Source organism: Arthrobacter sp. BK1, from assembly GCF_056680055.1.
In genome coordinates this window covers 3,976,377-3,992,764 of record NZ_CM155263.1, presented here as the reverse complement: position 1 = coordinate 3,992,764, position 16,388 = coordinate 3,976,377, and the positions used below count along the sequence as shown (strand labels likewise).

General features: G+C 64.3%; 11 protein-coding genes. 1 reads left to right on the top strand and 10 read right to left on the bottom strand.

Annotation, left to right across the window (positions count from 1 at the left end):
• Nucleotides 1–17 precede the first annotated feature (17 nt).
• The 10 genes from AC1MCA_RS18240 to ilvD all read right to left on the bottom strand — a co-directional run bounded on the left by AC1MCA_RS18240 (nucleotide 18) and on the right by ilvD (nucleotide 14,824).
• Entirely contained in the window at nucleotides 18–776 is a 759-nt protein-coding gene (locus tag AC1MCA_RS18240; RefSeq protein WP_479799712.1) for a class F sortase, read from the bottom strand.
• Nucleotides 777–963: 187 nt separating this feature from the next.
• On the bottom strand, nucleotides 964–1,785 hold the full coding sequence (locus AC1MCA_RS18235) for a hypothetical protein (RefSeq protein ID WP_479799711.1): 822 nt from the start codon (nucleotides 1,783–1,785) through the stop codon (nucleotides 964–966).
• A 338-nt stretch (nucleotides 1,786–2,123) separates the two neighbouring features.
• On the bottom strand, nucleotides 2,124–3,683 hold the full coding sequence (gene metG / locus AC1MCA_RS18230; RefSeq protein ID WP_479799710.1) for a methionine--tRNA ligase: 1,560 nt from the start codon (nucleotides 3,681–3,683) through the stop codon (nucleotides 2,124–2,126).
• A gap of 33 nt (nucleotides 3,684–3,716) precedes the next feature.
• Nucleotides 3,717–4,472 carry an ABC transporter ATP-binding protein gene (locus tag AC1MCA_RS18225; protein ID WP_108600103.1) on the bottom strand — a complete coding sequence of 252 codons (756 nt, stop codon included), beginning with the start codon at nucleotides 4,470–4,472 and terminating at the stop codon, nucleotides 3,717–3,719.
• A complete protein-coding gene (locus AC1MCA_RS18220; protein WP_479799709.1) occupies nucleotides 4,469–7,264 on the bottom strand; it encodes an ABC transporter permease in 2,796 nt (931 codons plus the stop codon). The genes AC1MCA_RS18225 and AC1MCA_RS18220 overlap by 4 nt, the downstream gene beginning before the upstream one ends.
• A gap of 203 nt (nucleotides 7,265–7,467) precedes the next feature.
• Nucleotides 7,468–9,057, bottom strand: a complete 1,590-nt coding sequence (gene serA / locus AC1MCA_RS18215; protein WP_479799708.1) for a phosphoglycerate dehydrogenase — start codon at nucleotides 9,055–9,057, stop codon at nucleotides 7,468–7,470.
• A 138-nt stretch (nucleotides 9,058–9,195) separates the two neighbouring features.
• Nucleotides 9,196–10,221 carry a ketol-acid reductoisomerase gene (ilvC, locus tag AC1MCA_RS18210; RefSeq protein ID WP_479799707.1) on the bottom strand — a complete coding sequence of 342 codons (1,026 nt, stop codon included), beginning with the start codon at nucleotides 10,219–10,221 and terminating at the stop codon, nucleotides 9,196–9,198.
• Between the two features lie 80 nt (nucleotides 10,222–10,301).
• Complete coding sequence (gene ilvN, locus AC1MCA_RS18205) at nucleotides 10,302–10,814, bottom strand: acetolactate synthase small subunit (protein ID WP_108600449.1); 513 nt, start codon at nucleotides 10,812–10,814, stop codon at nucleotides 10,302–10,304.
• 2 nt (nucleotides 10,815–10,816) lie between these two features.
• On the bottom strand, nucleotides 10,817–12,715 hold the full coding sequence (locus AC1MCA_RS18200; RefSeq protein WP_479799706.1) for an acetolactate synthase large subunit: 1,899 nt from the start codon (nucleotides 12,713–12,715) through the stop codon (nucleotides 10,817–10,819).
• Nucleotides 12,716–13,102: 387 nt separating this feature from the next.
• Complete coding sequence (gene ilvD, locus AC1MCA_RS18195) at nucleotides 13,103–14,824, bottom strand: dihydroxy-acid dehydratase (protein WP_479799705.1); 1,722 nt, start codon at nucleotides 14,822–14,824, stop codon at nucleotides 13,103–13,105.
• Nucleotides 14,825–15,097: 273 nt separating this feature from the next.
• Here ilvD and AC1MCA_RS18190 point away from each other — a divergent pair, with 273 nt between their 5' ends.
• A complete protein-coding gene (locus AC1MCA_RS18190; RefSeq protein ID WP_479799704.1) occupies nucleotides 15,098–16,291 on the top strand; it encodes a sunset domain-containing protein in 1,194 nt (397 codons plus the stop codon).
• The last annotated feature ends 97 nt before the right edge of the window (nucleotides 16,292–16,388 follow it).

The window sequence follows — 16,388 nt, the reverse complement described above, 5'->3', positions numbered from 1 at the left end:
AGTAGGCTCTGGCTCTGTCAGGGATGCGGAACTCCCGGGTCCGGTGAGCCCACCACCACAACGTTGGTGCCCCAGAAGTCATCGGTGTAGCACGAGATGAGGACCACCCGGTTGGGCGCCACCTGCCAGATAGGGCTGTCCTTCAGGCCCGATTTCCCGTACGTGACCACCGAATCCACACGATAGGCCAGTTCGCCGGCGACAGTGAACACGGTGAACCTGTCACCTGGTGCGGCCTTGGTGCTCAGTCCGTTAAAGGGCGCGTCCCTGTCCACCCAGCTGTGGCCCGCCACGTAGGTGGTGTTGTTTGAGCCCACGCCGGGTGCACCGTAAGGGGTCAGCCAGTAGCCGTCCATGGTGGGTGGGGGCACTATGGTCTGGGCAGCCTGGTCCGCGCCGGTGGGTTCCAGGGGATGGATCACCACGTCAATGTTTGCCGCGGGGTATACCAGCCGGCGCGGCGGGGCCGCCGCGGGACCTGCCGGAGCGGCAGAGGCAGCCGGGTCCGTGGATGCAGGAGACAGGGTGGCGGGTGCCGTGAAAGCCGGCGACTGCGGGGCAATCGACGTTTCCGGAGCGGTCTCCTGCCTGGTGGGCTGGAGAAGAAATGCGACTGCAAGGTAGGCGAGGAAACCGCAAAGGAGCACGAACAGGATGCTTCCCGCGGTGAAAATCTTCCGCCGGACGTTCGGTGCCGGCGGCGGCGGATCGGAACGCTGTGGAGTAACGGCAGAGCCTTGCCGGGGGTCTGGGCTTGGCTGGGGGTCGCTGTCCATGGTTCCCTCGCATGCCGGTGGGTACCTGCCTGGTGGGCATCAACTGGTGTGCATCAACGGTCGGGAATCTGTTTGATGGGAATCAAACGGTGGGTGGCAGCCGGTGGATGGCAAAGCGCCGTGCCCTTGCGGTCACGGCGCCTGCCACAGCGTTACCTCACGCCCTCGCGGGCGTCAGTCACCGGATTCAGTCCTTGCGGTCCCGGGACGTGGCGGCTGCCGGCAGCACCTTGCGGGCAGCCACTCCGGCCACCGCCAGCAGCATGACCATCAGACCGGCCACCCAGGGCGCAAGCATGTTGTCGGACTCAGCGACCGCAGTCTGGACGTTGAAGCCCGGGTTGTTTGCAGCAACTGCACCCACCCCGCCCGCTACCGCGCCGCTCGGGGCCGGGGTAACAGCGCCTGGCACCACAGGAGTGACTGCCGGAGGTGTCACACCTGGCGGAGTCACACCTGGCGGGGTCACACCTGGCGGGGTCACGCCCGGGGGTGTCACGCCTGGCGGGACAACGGCACCTTCGCAGCCGTTGTTGTAGATGGCCTTACCGGAATCCGTCCAGTTCTGTCCCCCAGGCAGGACCTTTCCGGAATTGGGCGGGATGATGTCCTCGGTGAGCTGGTGGTTGCCATTGGCGTGCCCGTTGAGCCCGTGCAGGTCAATGGTCACCACCACATAGGGATTCTTTTCGGACCCGGTGGCGTGACAGATGGTGATCTTGTGCCCGTCATTGCCATTGCCGTTGCCGTTGCCATTGCCCGGCCCGCCAGGGGCGGAGCAGCCGGCATTCCAGATTCCCGCTTTGTCGAGGTTCTGCCCTCCCGGCAGCACCTTCCCGTCGTTGGCCGGGATGATGTCTTCCTCGTGCTGGTGGCCCACGTGGGCGTCGAGCGCGTGGACATCCATTGTCACGGACACGTAGGGGTTCGTTGCCGAGCCGGTGGCGTGGCAGATGGTGATCTTGTGATCGTTGTTTGCGTTGTCATTTGCTGCAGCCGGCGCGGTCACGCTTAATCCTGCGAGACCGGCGACACCTAATGCGGCGAGGATCCGTTTCATTTCCGTCTCCATCCATTGTCTGGTCCAAACTGATCAGACGTGTGGAAAAACGGCGCCCCGACGCAAGGGCGGAAATGGCAAACAGACAGCATCGGAGCGACGGTTCTCCCAGATGCGAATCATCAGTTTGCTAACCCCATAAGGCTATGCAGCGGCCACACCTGTGTCCCGAGTACCCGATACCCACTTTCCGGAACAAACCGTACTGGCGTCCGCAGAACCGTACTCAGTCCGCGTACCGGACAGGTAGCCGGAGCGGATACGAACAAGTAGTAAGCGGTGAATACCTAGGCTTCGGCGGGTTCCTCATATTTCGGGAACACGGGGGCGGGTGCAGGCAGGGCGGTACCCGGAACTATCGGCGCTGTGAGCGCTGAGAACTGGCGCGCCCCACCCTCGGGCTGGCCGAGGGTTCCCAGCAGGGCGGCAGTGGCGTTCGGCATGACCGGCTGCGCAAGGATGGACACTATCCGCAGCACTTCGAGCGTCACGTAGAGCACAGTATTCATGCGTTCGACGTCGGTCTTCCGCAGCACCCAAGGTGCCTGCTCAGCGAAGTAGGCGTTGGTGTCCCCCAGCACGCCCCAGATCGCTTCAAGGGCGCGGCTGAATTCCTGCTTTTCGAAGGCCGCCCTGGCCGTCTCGAGCAACCCGCGGGCCTGTTCAAGGATTGCGGTGTCCTCAGCCGTGAAATCGCCCGGTACAGGGACCAGGCCTCCGCAGTTCTTGGCCACCATGGACAGCGAACGCTGGGCCAGGTTTCCGAAGTTGTTGGCAAGGTCCGAGTTCATGCGGCCCACGATGGCCTCATGGTTGTAACTGCCGTCGGCGCCGAACGGGACCTCGCGAAGGAAGAAGAACCGTACCTGATCAAGGCCGTACTGGGCCACGAAGTCGGCAGGTGCCACCACATTGCCCAGGGACTTGGACATCTTCACGCCGTTGTTGTGGAGGAAGCCGTGGATCATGACCCGCTTGGGCAGTTCGATCCCGGCACTCATCAAAAACGCCGGCCAGTAAATGGCGTGGAAGCGCGAGATGTCTTTGCCGATGACGTGGACGTCGGCTGGCCAGTACTTCTTGAACTGCTCCGATTCAACGTCCGGGTATCCGACTCCCGTCAGGTAGTTGGTCAGTGCGTCCACCCACACGTACATGACGTGTTTGTCGTTACCCGGAACCGGAACGCCCCAGTCGAAAGTGGTGCGGCTGATGGACAGGTCCTCAAGGCCACGCTTGACGAAACTGATGACCTCGTTGAACCGGGACTGCGGGGCGCCGAATTCAGGGTGCGCCTCATAGAGCGCCAGGAGCCGGTCCTGGTAGGAGGACAGCCGGAAGAAGTAGCTTTCCTCTGCGGTCCAGGTGACCTCGGTATCCGTTTCCTTGGAGTAGCGCACGCCGTCGTCCTTGACCACGGTGTCGTCCTCGACGTAGAAGGCCTCGTCCCGGACGGAATACCAGCCCTCGTACTTGGACAGGTAGATGTCGCCGTTGGCTTCCATCTTCTTCCAGATGGCCTGCGACGCGGCGTAGTGGTCAGCGTCCGTGGTGCGGATGAACCTGCTGTAGGTAATGCCAAGCGCTGCATGTGCCGCTTTATAGACCTCGGCGTTGCGGTCCACCAGTTCCTTGGGCGTCATGCCCTCTTTTTCCGCCGCCTGGGCGATCTTCATGCCGTGCTCGTCCGTGCCCGTCAGGAACATCACGTCGTAGCCATCGAGGCGCTTGAAGCGCGCCATCGCGTCGGTGGCTATGTACTCGTAGGCGTGCCCGATGTGCGGCACCCCGTTGGGGTAGGTGATGGCCGTGGTGATGTAGAACGGGATTTTCTCTGGAGCGCTCACGTGCGGACGGTACCTTTGGTGCGGAGGGACAGGCTAGATCAGTTCAGTCAGCGTATCGCTCAGGCGGACCAGTTCGTGGTCATGTGAAGCGACCAGCACTGCGATTCCGTCTGAGGTGGTGTCCTTGAGGATGCTGATGATGCGGTTGGCGGAAGCCCGGTCGAGGCTGGCCGTGGGCTCATCCACCACCAGGACACGCGTGCCCAGGATCAGTGCCCGGGCGATCGCCACACGCTGGCGCTCACCGCCGGAGAGCTGGGCCGGACGGTGCCGCATGCGCCGGCCCAGTCCCACCAGGTCCAGGAGGTCCTTGGCCATGTCACGGCGCTGGTCAACTTCACCGTCCGGGACGGCGGGCAGCAGGACGTTCTCAAGGGCACTCATGCCGTCGATCAGGGCACCGCCCTGATCCACGTACCCGATGAGGGCCCGACGGCGGTCGGCGATTTCGTCGTCGCCCATGCTTTCGAGGGAGTCACCCTCCCAGAAGACGCGGCCCGACGTCGGCAGCGTCAGTCCCGCTCCGACGGTCAGGATGCTGGTCTTGCCGGAGCCGCTTCGGCCGGCCACACAGTGCATCTCGCCGGCGTGCAGGGTCAGGTCAAAGCCTTCGACGACGCTGACCGCTTCGGCTCCGCCCTTGCCGCCGCCGTAGCGGATGGTGATGTCGCTCAGCTCCAGCGGCGTGCCGTGGTCCGCTGATTTGACGATGGTGTTGGCGCGGGTCTGCAGCGGCGCCTCAACCGAGCCGGACCTCCGGCTCCGGTGAACATTCGTCTCGTTTGTCATTGGACCACTTTCGTTGCAATCGGTATCCAGCAAAGTACAGCCACCAGGCCGGCGACTCCGGCCCACAGCGCGGCATACGGGGCAAGGAGCAGCCCGATGCCGAGCGCCCCCAGGACGCCCAGCGGCAGGGCCACTGTGCCCACCAGCGCGTTTTCGAACAGACGGACCTGACGGAGCATATCCGGGTTCCAGCCCATGGCTTCGAGGATGCCCAGGTACTGGCGTTTGGCGTTCAGCTCAAACCGGCCGGTGACCAGCGTCAGGATCAGCCCCACAAGGACCCCTGCCAGTGCCAGCAGCATGCTGGGCAGGGCGATGCTCGCCGCGGCCAGGCCGCTGAGCGCACTGGCGCCTGCTGCCCGCGGAATATCGATGAGCAGTGCCACGAGACCGCCCACAGCGGCACCGAACACGCCCACGGCAACGGCCAGGGACAGGCTGTTGAACTTGTTGGTGCTCAGCTGCCGGTTGGCGAAGGTCAACGGCGAGTCGACCGGGATCAGCCTTTCGTCATGCTGTGGTTCCTGGTCCACCACGTCCCTGTGGCGCAGTTGCTGGGCGGCGAAGAAGGCGGCTGCAGCATAGAGGACCAGGACAGAGGCGGAAACCACTGCTGTTACCAGGCTCCAGCTCACGAGGCTCAGGACGATGCCGGCGACTGCCAGGAGGGCCGCGCCAACACCGAATTCTTCAAGTACCCAGTTCCGGATTTTCCGCTGCGTCCAGCCCATCGCGCGCAGGGTGCCTGCTTCGCGTTTACGCTTCCGGATGTAGCTGACGGTGGATGCTCCGGTGAGGAGGGCAGCCCCGCAGAGCGTCAGGAACAGCAAGGTGACGTTGGTTCCGGTCAAGGAACCGGAGACGGCGTCGGCAGCGTTCTGCCTGACCCACGACTGCTGGACAGTACCCAGCGCGGATTCCTTGCCGGCGCCGTCCTTGGAGTAGCCCGGGACGAAGATGCTGGCATCTTCGCGTGCGGAACCGGCCACCACGGTGGCTTCGAGGCCCATTTCACGGATCTCGCCGGCAAGCTTTTCGACGTCGGGCTGGGCTTCCTTCCAGCTGCCGGGCGCCTTGGCCCGCACACGGACGGCATCGATCACCGCGGCGTTGTCTTCGTAGCCACGTGCTGCGGCGAGGCCGTAGTAGTCCGTGATGGCACCGGCTGACTGGCTGGCCAGACCGGTGGCACTGAGGGAGGGCTTCAGTTCAGTGCTGGTGACCGTCTTGCCCTCGGCGTCCTTGGTGAGGGTCAACGGTGTGGGGTCGTAGCCACCGAGCGGGAGCCGGTTGACGTCTCCTGCTGCCTGCTCGACGGCGGAAGGGTCGAAGGTTCCGTAGACCATGGCCAGCGGCGCCGCGAGCTTCTCTCCGGTTTCCAGGTCTTCCCGGTAGGAACGTTCGTCCACGGGTTCGCGCTGGGTCTGGTCCACCGGTGCGCCGTTGGCGCCCTTTTCGGGCAGGCGGTTGACGGTGACCCAGTCACCCGGAACGGCGGTCTTCTGGACTGCCCCGTTGGCTGCGGCCTCGCCGTCGGTGTACTGCGGCGCCGCGGAAAAGTCCGTGCTCCAGGTGGCCGGCGTGTAGAGGCCCTGGTTGAAGTTGCCGGCGCTGCCGAGGAGGCCGGAGTGATCCGTGGAGCCGGGCCAGGACAGAGCGAAAGGATCCTTGGAGACGAAGGGCAGGTAGTCGTTGCCCAGGGAGCGCGATGCCGTCCCGACTTCCTTCACGACCTTGCCGGCGGCGTCGATTTCTTCGATCTTGACGTTGTATTTGAGGTCCAGCGAGGTGCCGGAGCGGACGATCAGGGGAATGGCCTGCGAGTCGGCCGTGAGCTGCCCGCTGCGCTTCGCCTGCTGGTACTGGGTCATCAGCGGCGCCCAGTACTTCAGCTTGACGCCGAGGAAGTCAGGGCCTTCCTCAAGTTCGTCCATGCTGATGCCGTTGGTGAAGAGGCTCTCAAAGTGGCGGCCGATAGCACCGGCGTTCCGGGCGTCGGCGGGCGGGGCCTTCTCAAGCGGGGCGAGGAAATCGCCCGCAGCGCCAAGCAGCGCCCGTTCGGAGACGGGATCGACGGCGACTACTGACTCCGTCACCTCAGGCGAGAGCGGCAGTGAGACCGAGAGGTTGAAGAGGTTGTGCTCGGAGCCGCCGGCGGGCGCGGGGAACTTGATGCCGGTTTCACCGGCGGGAGCGGCGATCCGGATGCTGGTGCCGCCGACGGACTGCTCTTCGACGAGGCGTGCTTTGCCGAGGGTGCCCTCAGCGCTGGATTTGAACAGGGTCTGCTCCGAGACACCGTCGGTGCTGACGGCGCTGGCGGTCAGCCGGTACTTCTTGGCGGCGTCGGTCAACACGGACTCAGCTGCCGGCCACTTCGCAGGCTCGGTGGCCCCCGCTGCCTGATCGGTGGTGGCAGTACCGGCGAGGCCGGAGTTGTAACCGAGGTAGTCCATGGCGTCGAGCCGCGGCGCTTCCAGGTTCTGCGTCACGCGTGAGACCAGGCTGATCGGGGCTGCAACGGAGGTTCCGGTGAGCTTCCGGATGGCTTCGAGCTGGTCAAAGCTGATCCCGCCGCCGCCGTTCGCGATCTCCGGCTGCATCAGGGCGCCGGAGCCCGCCTTGGCCTGCACCAGGACGTCGTAGAGCCCGCGCGAGTTCTCATCCACCGTCCTGTTAAGTGCGGCCTGAGACTGGCCTTGGACGAGGACCGACAAGCACATGGCTGCGATCAAGATGGCCGCGGTCAGCAGCAGCACTTTGCTTCTGATGAACCTCTGGACGGCGTTCATTGAGCTCCCTGAAACCTGGATTGCGTGTGCACACATGAGTCTGCCCGGAGACGGGCAGCGGCGATTAACCGTTTAGTGTGCGAAAGGTGATGGCCGGCCTGCCGGCTGGGCCCGGACCGGGACCCAACCACTTTAAGCAGACCGGCCAATCATACGTGGCTGGATGCGGACGCGCCCAAGCGGAGAGCGCCGCCCGGCGTTTCTTAGTCCTCGAGGTCCACTTCGCGGACCATCTCGGCGCCGATGCCTGCCTTGATGGCATCGAGTACCTGCTGGGGAACGGAACTGTCGATCGTCAGCAGTGCGAGCACCTGGCCGCCCTCGTCCTGGCGGGCCACCTGCATACCGGCAATGTTGATGTTGTTCATGCCGAGGATGTGCCCGATGGTTCCGATCACACCCGGCCTGTCGGCGTAGGAAACCACCACAAGGTGTTCGCTGATGGGGATTTCCAGCTCGAAGCCATTGATTCCAACGAGCTTCTGGACCTGCTTGGGGCCGGTCAGGGTGCCGGCGACGGAAATCTGCGTGCCGTCGCTGAGGGCTCCGCGCAGGGTGAGGAGGTTGCGGTAGGACTCGGTGTCCGGCGTGGTGATCAGGCGGACGTTGATGCCGCGCTGCTCGGCGATGACCGGCGCGTTGACGTAGGAAACCTGTTCGGTCACGACGTCAGCGAAGATCCCCTTCAAGGCGGCGAGTTCGAGCACCTTGACGTCAAGGGACGAGATTTCGCCGGCCACCTCGACGTCGAACTGGGTCAGCGAAGCGTGGGTCAGCGCGGTGAAGATGCGGCCCAGCTTTTCGATCAGCGGAATGCCCGGGCGGACGTCGGGGGCGATCACGCCGCCGGCCACGTTCACTGCATCCGGAACAAGTTCGCCGGCCAGGGCCAGGCGCACGGACTTTGCGACGGAGACGCCGGCCTTTTCCTGGGCCTCATCGGTGGACGCCCCAAGGTGCGGGGTGACCACCACGTTGTCCAGCTTGAAGAACGGCAGGTCTGTGCTGGGCTCCTTGGAGAAGACATCAACACCAGCGCCTGCGATCTCACGGTCCTGGAGGGCTGTGAAGAGCGCTTCCTCGTCCACCAGGCCACCACGGGCCACGTTGATGACATAGGCGGAGCTCTTCATTTTCTTGAAGGCGTCAGCGCCGAGCATGCCAACGGTCTCGGGCGTCTTGGGCATGTGGATGGTGATGAAGTCCGACTGGGCGAGCAGCTCGTCCAACGTCACCAGCTGCACGCCAAGCTGGGCTGCACGGGCTGAGGTGATGTAGGGATCGTAGGCGAGGATCTTGGTGTCGAAACCCTTGAGGCGGGCGGCAACCAGGGCGCCGATCCTGCCGAGGCCGATGATGCCGATCTTCTTCTCGAACAATTCGATGCCCGTGTACTTGGAGCGCTTCCACTCGCCGTCCTTGAGCGCTGAGCTCGCCTGCGGAATGTGGCGGGCGAGGCTGAGGATGTGGCCGACGGTCAGTTCGGCCGCCGAGATGATGTTCGACGTCGGGGCGTTCACCACCATGACACCGGCCTGGGTGGCGGCCTTGATGTCAACGTTGTCCAGGCCAACGCCTGCACGGGCGATGACCTTGAGGTTCTTGGCTGCGGCAATGGCCTCGGCGTCCACCTGGGTGGCGGAGCGGACCAGGATGGCGTCCACGTCGGCGATGGCGGAGAGCAGCTGGGAGCGGTCGGCGCCGTCGGTCTGGCGGATCTCGAAGTCCGGGCCCAGGGCCTCGATGGTGGCGGGCGAAAGTTCTTCGGCGAGCAGTACTACGGGTTTTGACACGGCTGATCCTCTGCGTTGCAGTCCTTGGGATGGAACAAGTCTAGGCCGACGGAAAGGCCGGGCTCACATTGTTAAGTGTGAACCCGGCCTCTCTGTCGTTATATGCAAGGCTTCCCTGAGGTCCGCCCGGCGGTTGTCCTAGCGGGCTACGGAGCCTTCGGTGTAGTCGTCGCTGGTCTTGATCCAGGAGAACAGCTTACGCAGTTCGCGGCCGGTGGCCTCGATCGGGTGGTCTTCACCCTTCTTGCGCAGTTCGGCGAACTCGGGTCCGCCGGCGTCCTGGTCGTCGATGAAGCGCTTGGCGAAGGTGCCGTCCTGGATGTCCTTCAGGACAGCCTTCATGTTTTCCTTCACCTCGGGGGTGATGACGCGCGGGCCGGAGACGTAGTCGCCGTATTCCGCGGTGTCCGAGACGGACCAGCGCTGCTTGGCGATGCCGCCTTCAACCATGAGGTCAACGATGAGCTTGAGCTCATGGAGGACCTCGAAGTAGGCAACCTCCGGCTTGTAGCCGGCCTCGGTGAGGACCTCGAAGCCGTACTGGACCAGCTGTGAGGTACCGCCGCAGAGGACAGCCTGCTCGCCGAAGAGGTCGGTTTCGGTTTCTTCGGTGAAGGTGGTCTCGATGACGCCTGCACGGGTGCCGCCAATGGCCTTGGCGTAGGACAGGGCCAGTTCGCGGGCCTTGCCGGAAGCGTTCTGCTCCACGGCGATCAGGTCGGGAACGCCGCGGCCGGCTTCGAATTCGCGGCGGACGATGTGGCCCGGGCCCTTGGGTGCCACGAGGGCGACGTCCACGTCTGCCGGCGGCTGGATGTAGCCGTAGCGGATGTTGAAGCCGTGGCCGAAGAACAGGGCGTCGCCTGCCTGCAGGTTGGGGGCGATGTCGTCAGCGTAAACGTGGCGCTGGACCTGGTCCGGGGTGAGGACCATGATGAGATCGGCCTCGGCAACGGCTTCGGCGACGTTAAGGACGCGCAGGCCCTCGGCTTCTGCCTTGGCACGGGACTTGGAGCCTTCCTTGAGGCCGACGCGGACGTCGACGCCGGAGTCGCGCAGGCTCAGGGCGTGGGCGTGGCCCTGGGATCCGTAACCGATGACGGCAACGGTGCGGCCCTGGATGATCGACAGGTCGGCGTCGTCGTCGTAGAACATTTCAGTCACTTTGGGTGTCTCCTTTTGAGTGGATTCTCTGGTCTAAACAGTCTGTTGTATTGCGGTACTGCACGGGCTGGGTGCGGCGCCTAGGCGCTGCGCAAAGCCCTGTCACTCATGGAGCGGGATCCCCGTCCAACGGCCAGGGTGCCGGACTGCACAATTTCGCGGATGCCGAAAGGCTCGAGCACTGAGAGCAGTGCGGTGAGCTTTTCGGGGTGGCCTGTTGCCTCAATGACTACTGAGTCTGTGGAGACGTCAACCACTGAAGCGCGGAACAGGTCTGCAGCCTGGGTCACCTGCAGACGTGTTGCGGCATCCGCACGTACCTTGACCAGGATGTGGTCTCGCTGTACGGAAGATTCGGAGGTCAGCTCAACGATCTTGATCACGTTGATCAGTTTATTGAGCTGCTTGGTGACCTGTTCAATGAGGTCACCGTCTGCGTCGACGACGACGGTCATCCGGGACATTCCCGGAACTTCCGTCGGGCCAACGGCCAGGGAGTTGATGTTAAAGGCACGGCGGGCGAACAGGCTCGCGACGCGGGTCAGTACGCCGGGCTTGTCTTCGACCAGAACGGACAGTGTGTGGCGGCTCATGATCAGTCCTCCTCTTCCCATTCCGGGGTCATGTTGCGGGCAACCTGGATCTGGTCATTGCTGACTCCGGCGGGCACCATCGGCCACACCATGGAGTCGGGGCTCACCACAAAGTCGATGACCACAGGGCGGTCGTTGATTTCGAGGGCTTTCTGGATGGTGGCGTCAATGTCCTCGTCACGTTCACACCGGAAAGAAGCACAGCCATAGGCTTCACCAAGCTTGACGAAGTCCGGGATCCGGACCGTCTCATGGCCGGTGTTGAGGTCGGTGTTGGAGTAGCGGCCCTCGTAGAAGAGGGTCTGCCACTGCCGGACCATTCCCAGCGAAGAGTTGTTGATGATGGCAACCTTGATGGGAATCTTGTTGATGGCGCACGTGGCCAGTTCCTGGTTGGTCATCTGGAAGCAGCCGTCGCCGTCGATGGCCCAGACCACGCGGTCCGGCTCCCCCACCTTGGCACCCATGGCCGCGGGAACCGCGTAGCCCATGGTCCCGGCGCCGCCCGAGTTGAGCCAGGCGTGCGGGCGCTCGTACTTGATGAACTGTGCCGCCCACATCTGGTGCTGGCCCACACCGGCAACGTAGATGCCTTCCGGTCCGGTCAGCGCACCGATGCGTTCGATAACGCGCTGCGGCGCCGTCAGTCCGTCTTCCGGTTCGGTCCAGCCCAGCGGGTAGGTTTCCTTGAGGTTGTTCAGGAAGGCCCACCACGTGGTGAGGTCCGGTGTGCCGGCTGCCTCGAACTGCAGGCGGACAGCCTCGGTGAGCTCAGGAATGATTTCCTTGACCGATCCGACGATCGGCACGTCCGCTGTCCGGTTTTTGGAGATTTCGGCGGGATCGATGTCCGCGTGGATGACCTTGGCGTTCGGCGCGAAGGACTTCAGGATGCCGGTCACCCGGTCATCGAAGCGGGCTCCGAGGGTAATCAGGAGATCTGACTGCTGCAGCGCCGTCACCGCCGAAACGGTTCCATGCATGCCCGGCATGCCCACGTGCTGCGGGTGGGAGTCCGGGAACACACCGCGGGCCATCAGGGTGGTGACCACGGGAGCGCCGGTGAGTTCGGCGAGTTCACGCAGCTCCGCGGAGGCATGGGCTTTGACCACGCCTCCACCCACGTACAGGACCGGCTTGGTGGCCGCCGCGATCAGCTTGGCTGCCTCACGGACCTGCTTGTTGTGCCCACGGGTGACCGGGCGGTATCCGGGAAGATCGATCTTGGGCGGCCAGGAAAAGGTCATCTGCCCCTGCTGGGCATCCTTCGCCACATCCACCAGCACGGGGCCGGGACGTCCGGTGGAAGCCAGATGGAAGGCCTCCGCCATGACATGCGGGATGTCGTTGGGGTCGGTTACCAGGAATGAATGCTTGGTGATGGGCATGGTGATGCCCACGATGTCGGCTTCCTGGAAAGCGTCTGTGCCGATCACGCCGCTGGAGACCTGGCCGGTGATGGCCACCAGCGGCACGGAATCCATGTGGGCATCCATGATGGCGGTAACGAGGTTGGTGGCACCGGGGCCGGAGGTGGCGATGCAGACGCCCACCCGGCCGGTAACCATTGCGTAGCCTTGCGCGGCGTGGCCGGCTCCCTGTTCGTGACGGACCAATACGTGGTTCATGCTGGAGGCCATCAAGGGGTCATAGGTAGGCAGGATCGCGCCACCGGGCAAACCAAAAATATCGTCGACGCCGAGTTCTTCGAGCGAACGGACAATAGCTTCTGAACCGGTCATCACCGTTGGGGGTACAACGTTGTTCGGTCCAAGGACAGGAGAGACAGCGGCAAGCTCGACGACGGCGTCAGCCGTTCGGTCGGCACGGTCCGGAGCCTTGGGGGCTCCAGCGGACTTTGTAGCCATCAGCGAGGGGCTGATTGGCGATCCTTTGCTCATCGGACTCTTCCTTGTGGATCATCTGTGGTTCTGTCGAAACTGCGGAAATAAAAAAACCCCTCAGCCTGGCGGCTTTTCGAGGGGTTGCGCGTGACTGTTCGTTACCAGTGGAGGCTATGGAGCCACGCGCTTGGTAAGGACGACGACTGCTTCTGCAGCGGCGCAGCTTGTAACGAATGCGATCATGCGTTCAGTTTTCCCTCTGGTGGAAAGCGTGTCAACGAAGCACAACGCGATCTCACCATGTGGACTACATCGTCCACTAAATGATCCATTTCCGGCAGGATCACACCGAAGCCTAACCGCGCATGGCGGAAGGGCTTAATAAGGGTGATACCGAGGGGCCCCTTGTGAGAGGCGCTCAGCGCCTCTCACAAGGGGAAGGTATCACCCGCAGTATGCGCCGGTGGAGGCGCTGTGCACCAGCTTGGCGTACTTGGCGAGGACGCCCTTGGTGAACTTGGCGGGCAACGGCTCCCAGCCGATCTTCCGCGACTCGAGCTCGGCCTCGTCCACCAGCAGGTCGAAGCTGCGGGCAGCGATGTCCACGCGGATCCGGTCCCCGTCCTTCACGAAGGCGATGGGGCCGCCGTCGACCGCTTCCGGCGCAACGTGGCCGATGCACAGGCCGGTGGTGCCGCCGGAGAAGCGGCCGTCGGTCAGGAGCAGGACATCCTTGCCCAGGCCTGCGCCCTTGATGGCACCGGTAATCGCCAGCATCTCGCGCATGCCGGGACCGCCCTTGGGGCCTTCGTAGCGGATGACGACGACGTCGCCGGCCTTGATGGCGCCGTTGTCCAACGCGTCCAGGGCGCCCTGCTCGCGCTCGAAAACGCGGGCAGTTCCTTCGAAAACGTCGGCATCGAAGCCGGCGCTCTTGACGACAGCGCCTTCCGGGGCCATGGAGCCGTGGAGGATGGTGATGCCGCCGGTCTTGTGGATCGGGTTGTCCAGTGCACGGAGGATCTTGCCGTCGAGGTCCGGCGGGTTGATCGCCTCAAGGTTTTCGGCAACGGTTTTGCCGGTGACGGTGAGGCAATCGCCGTGGAGCAGGCCGGCGTCGAGCAGTGCGCGCATGATGACCGGCACGCCGCCGATCTTGTCGACGTCGGTCATGACGTAGCGGCCGAACGGCTTCAGGTCGCCCAGGTGCGGGATCTTGTCGCCGATGCGGTTGAAGTCCTCGAGGGTGAGCTCAACTTCGGCCTCGCGGGCGATGGCGAGCAGGTGCAGCACGGCGTTAGTGGAACCACCGAAGGCCATGGTGACCGCGATGGCGTTCTCGAAAGCCTTCTTGGTCATGATGTCCCGCGCGGTAATACCGAGGCGCAGCAGGTTAACCACGGCTTCGCCTGACTTGCGGGCGAACTCATCACGACGGCGGTCTGCCGAGGGCGGGGCAGCCGAGCCGGGCAGGGACATGCCCAGCGCTTCGCCGATGCAGGCCATGGTGTTGGCCGTGTACATGCCGCCACAGGCGCCTTCACCCGGGCAAATGGCCTTTTCGATGCGTTCCAGGTCCCCGAGGCTCATCTTGCCTGCGGCGCACGCCCCAACGGCCTCGAAGGCGTCAATGAGGGTGACTTCCTTTTCGGAGCCGTCCTCGAGTTTGACCCAGCCGGGCATGATGGAGCCTGCGTAGAGGAAGACGCTCGCCAGGTCCAGGCGGGCGGCTGCCATCAGCATGCCGGGGAGGGACTTGTCGCAGCCGGCCAGCAGGACCGAGCCGTCGATCCGCTCGGCCTGCATCACGGTTTCCACGGAGTCAGCGATGACTTCACGGGATACGAGGGAGAAGTGCATGCCCTCATGGCCCATGGAGATTCCGTCGGAGACGGAGATGGTGCCGAACTGCATGGGGAAACCGCCACCGGCATGGACGCCTTCTTTGGCGCCCTGGGCCAGCCGGTTCAGGGAAAGGTTGCAGGGAGTAATTTCGTTCCATGAACTCGCAACGCCGACCTGGGGTTTGGCGAAGTCGTCGTCCCCCATGCCGACCGCCCGGAACATGCCGCGCGCGGGGGCTGCATGGATTCCGTCGGTGACAACCCGGCTTCGGGGCTTGATGTCGATCTTGTTCTCGTTTGCGATCTGGGTGTCCTCACTCATGGGTGAAAGTCTATGGCTCCGGAAGAGGGCGCGAAGACCGTAACGGCCCTGTTAAGCAGAAAATGCCGCATATTTCGATCAAATGCTGGACTCGAGTCTCAAATATTGAGACTCGTGGCGTGGTGCAGCGCCCCGTTGTACCTGAAAAGTGCAGTGGACAGGCGGCTGAAGCCTGCTTTGGCGGCGCACCGGCGAAGCCCTAGACAGTCCCATTCGCGCCGACGTACCGTCAGGGGAACGGCAACCCCGCCATTCGTACTGAAGGGCTCCGCTATGGATTTTGTCTTCTGGATTATCGTCATCGTCCTCATCGTCGGCATTGTGTGGTGGCTCCTTAACCGCAACAAGTCCCCGAAGGCCGGCAGCGCGGTGCCGCCACGGGCAGAAGGCGGGCTCTCGGGCGGCAGCGCGGCGGCATCAGCGGTTGCGGCAGGAACAGCCGGGATCCCCAGCGCAGCAGGTTTCGGCAGTCCGGCCGAGCCGGCCGCCCCGACGACGGCAGACGAGACACGCGAACCGGCACGCCCGGCTGAACACAGGGCGGCTGCGGCGGGACGGGACTCCGTTGATGAAACAGCAGAACCTGACCGGCCCAGCGAACACGCAGAACCGGCGGCAGCTGAACCGGTACGCCGCGTGGAACCACTAAGCGCCGGGCCTGATCTGAATGCCGCACCCGGCCCGGCAACTGCACATGGTGCCAGCGCTATGGCTGATGCCCCGGGCACCGTCCCTGACGCGGGCCCTGCTCCTGAGAAGGACACCGCTTCTGAGAAGGGCACCGCTTCTGACGTGACAGACCAGGGCGAGTGGGAGACCCAGTGGTCGGAAGCTGACGGCTCCCACGCAGCCACCCACCGGCACGAAGCCCGCGAAGCATCGGGCGCCGGCGCTGCTCCCTTATCCGAGGCCCCTCCGGCGGCCGGAGCCTCCTACGTCCATCATCCTGAATACACAGAACCCCACTCTCCGACGCTGCCCGGAGCTGAAACGGCCGCTGCCGAAGCTGCCGATGAAGCCGGGCAGACCGAACCAGCCGGACCCGGGACCCGGGTGGCACCCGGCGAGGCCCATGCCGCTGCCGAAGCTCCGACTGCGCGCGCCGGGGTGGGACTTCCGGACAGCGCCCCTGAAACGGAAACCTCTGACAGCGCCAGGTCATCCGCGGCGGTGGAAACAGCCGCCAGTCATGTGGCCGAGCCTCCCGTGGCAACGGGGGCCCACGGAACCACCGCAGAACCGACCGGCCATTTGGCAGCCGACCAGCCCTACGGCGCAGGCTCAGCGTCACCTGGTCCGGACGGCAGCGGGCCGGCGGACTTCGACGTCAAGGGCGATGCCGGGGCAATGGTCTACTACGAAGAGGGGCACGCTGACTATGAGCAGATCAGGGCCGACGTCTGGTTTGAGTCGCCGGCACATGCGGAGGCAGCCGGGTTCCGCGCACCCCGGCGGATGCGCCTCTAAGGCGGCCCGCTTTCGGTTCAGAGGCTCCCCGGCGGCCGCGTCGCCGGGGAGCCGCCTGCTCGGGAAGGTCAGCATTGCCCTGAGCCTGGCTTTGTTT

Coding starts and splice junctions, on each gene's coding strand:
- AC1MCA_RS18240 (WP_479799712.1), bottom strand. CDS start 776: ATGGACAGCGACCCCCAGCCAAGCCCAGACCCCCGGCAAGGCTCTGCC.
- AC1MCA_RS18225 (WP_108600103.1), bottom strand. CDS start 4,472: ATGACAAACGAGACGAATGTTCACCGGAGCCGGAGGTCCGGCTCGGTT.
- AC1MCA_RS18220 (WP_479799709.1), bottom strand. CDS start 7,264: ATGAACGCCGTCCAGAGGTTCATCAGAAGCAAAGTGCTGCTGCTGACC.
- ilvN (WP_108600449.1), bottom strand. CDS start 10,814: ATGAGCCGCCACACACTGTCCGTTCTGGTCGAAGACAAGCCCGGCGTA.
- AC1MCA_RS18200 (WP_479799706.1), bottom strand. CDS start 12,715: ATGAGCAAAGGATCGCCAATCAGCCCCTCGCTGATGGCTACAAAGTCC.
- ilvD (WP_479799705.1), bottom strand. CDS start 14,824: ATGAGTGAGGACACCCAGATCGCAAACGAGAACAAGATCGACATCAAG.
- AC1MCA_RS18190 (WP_479799704.1), top strand. CDS start 15,098: ATGGATTTTGTCTTCTGGATTATCGTCATCGTCCTCATCGTCGGCATT.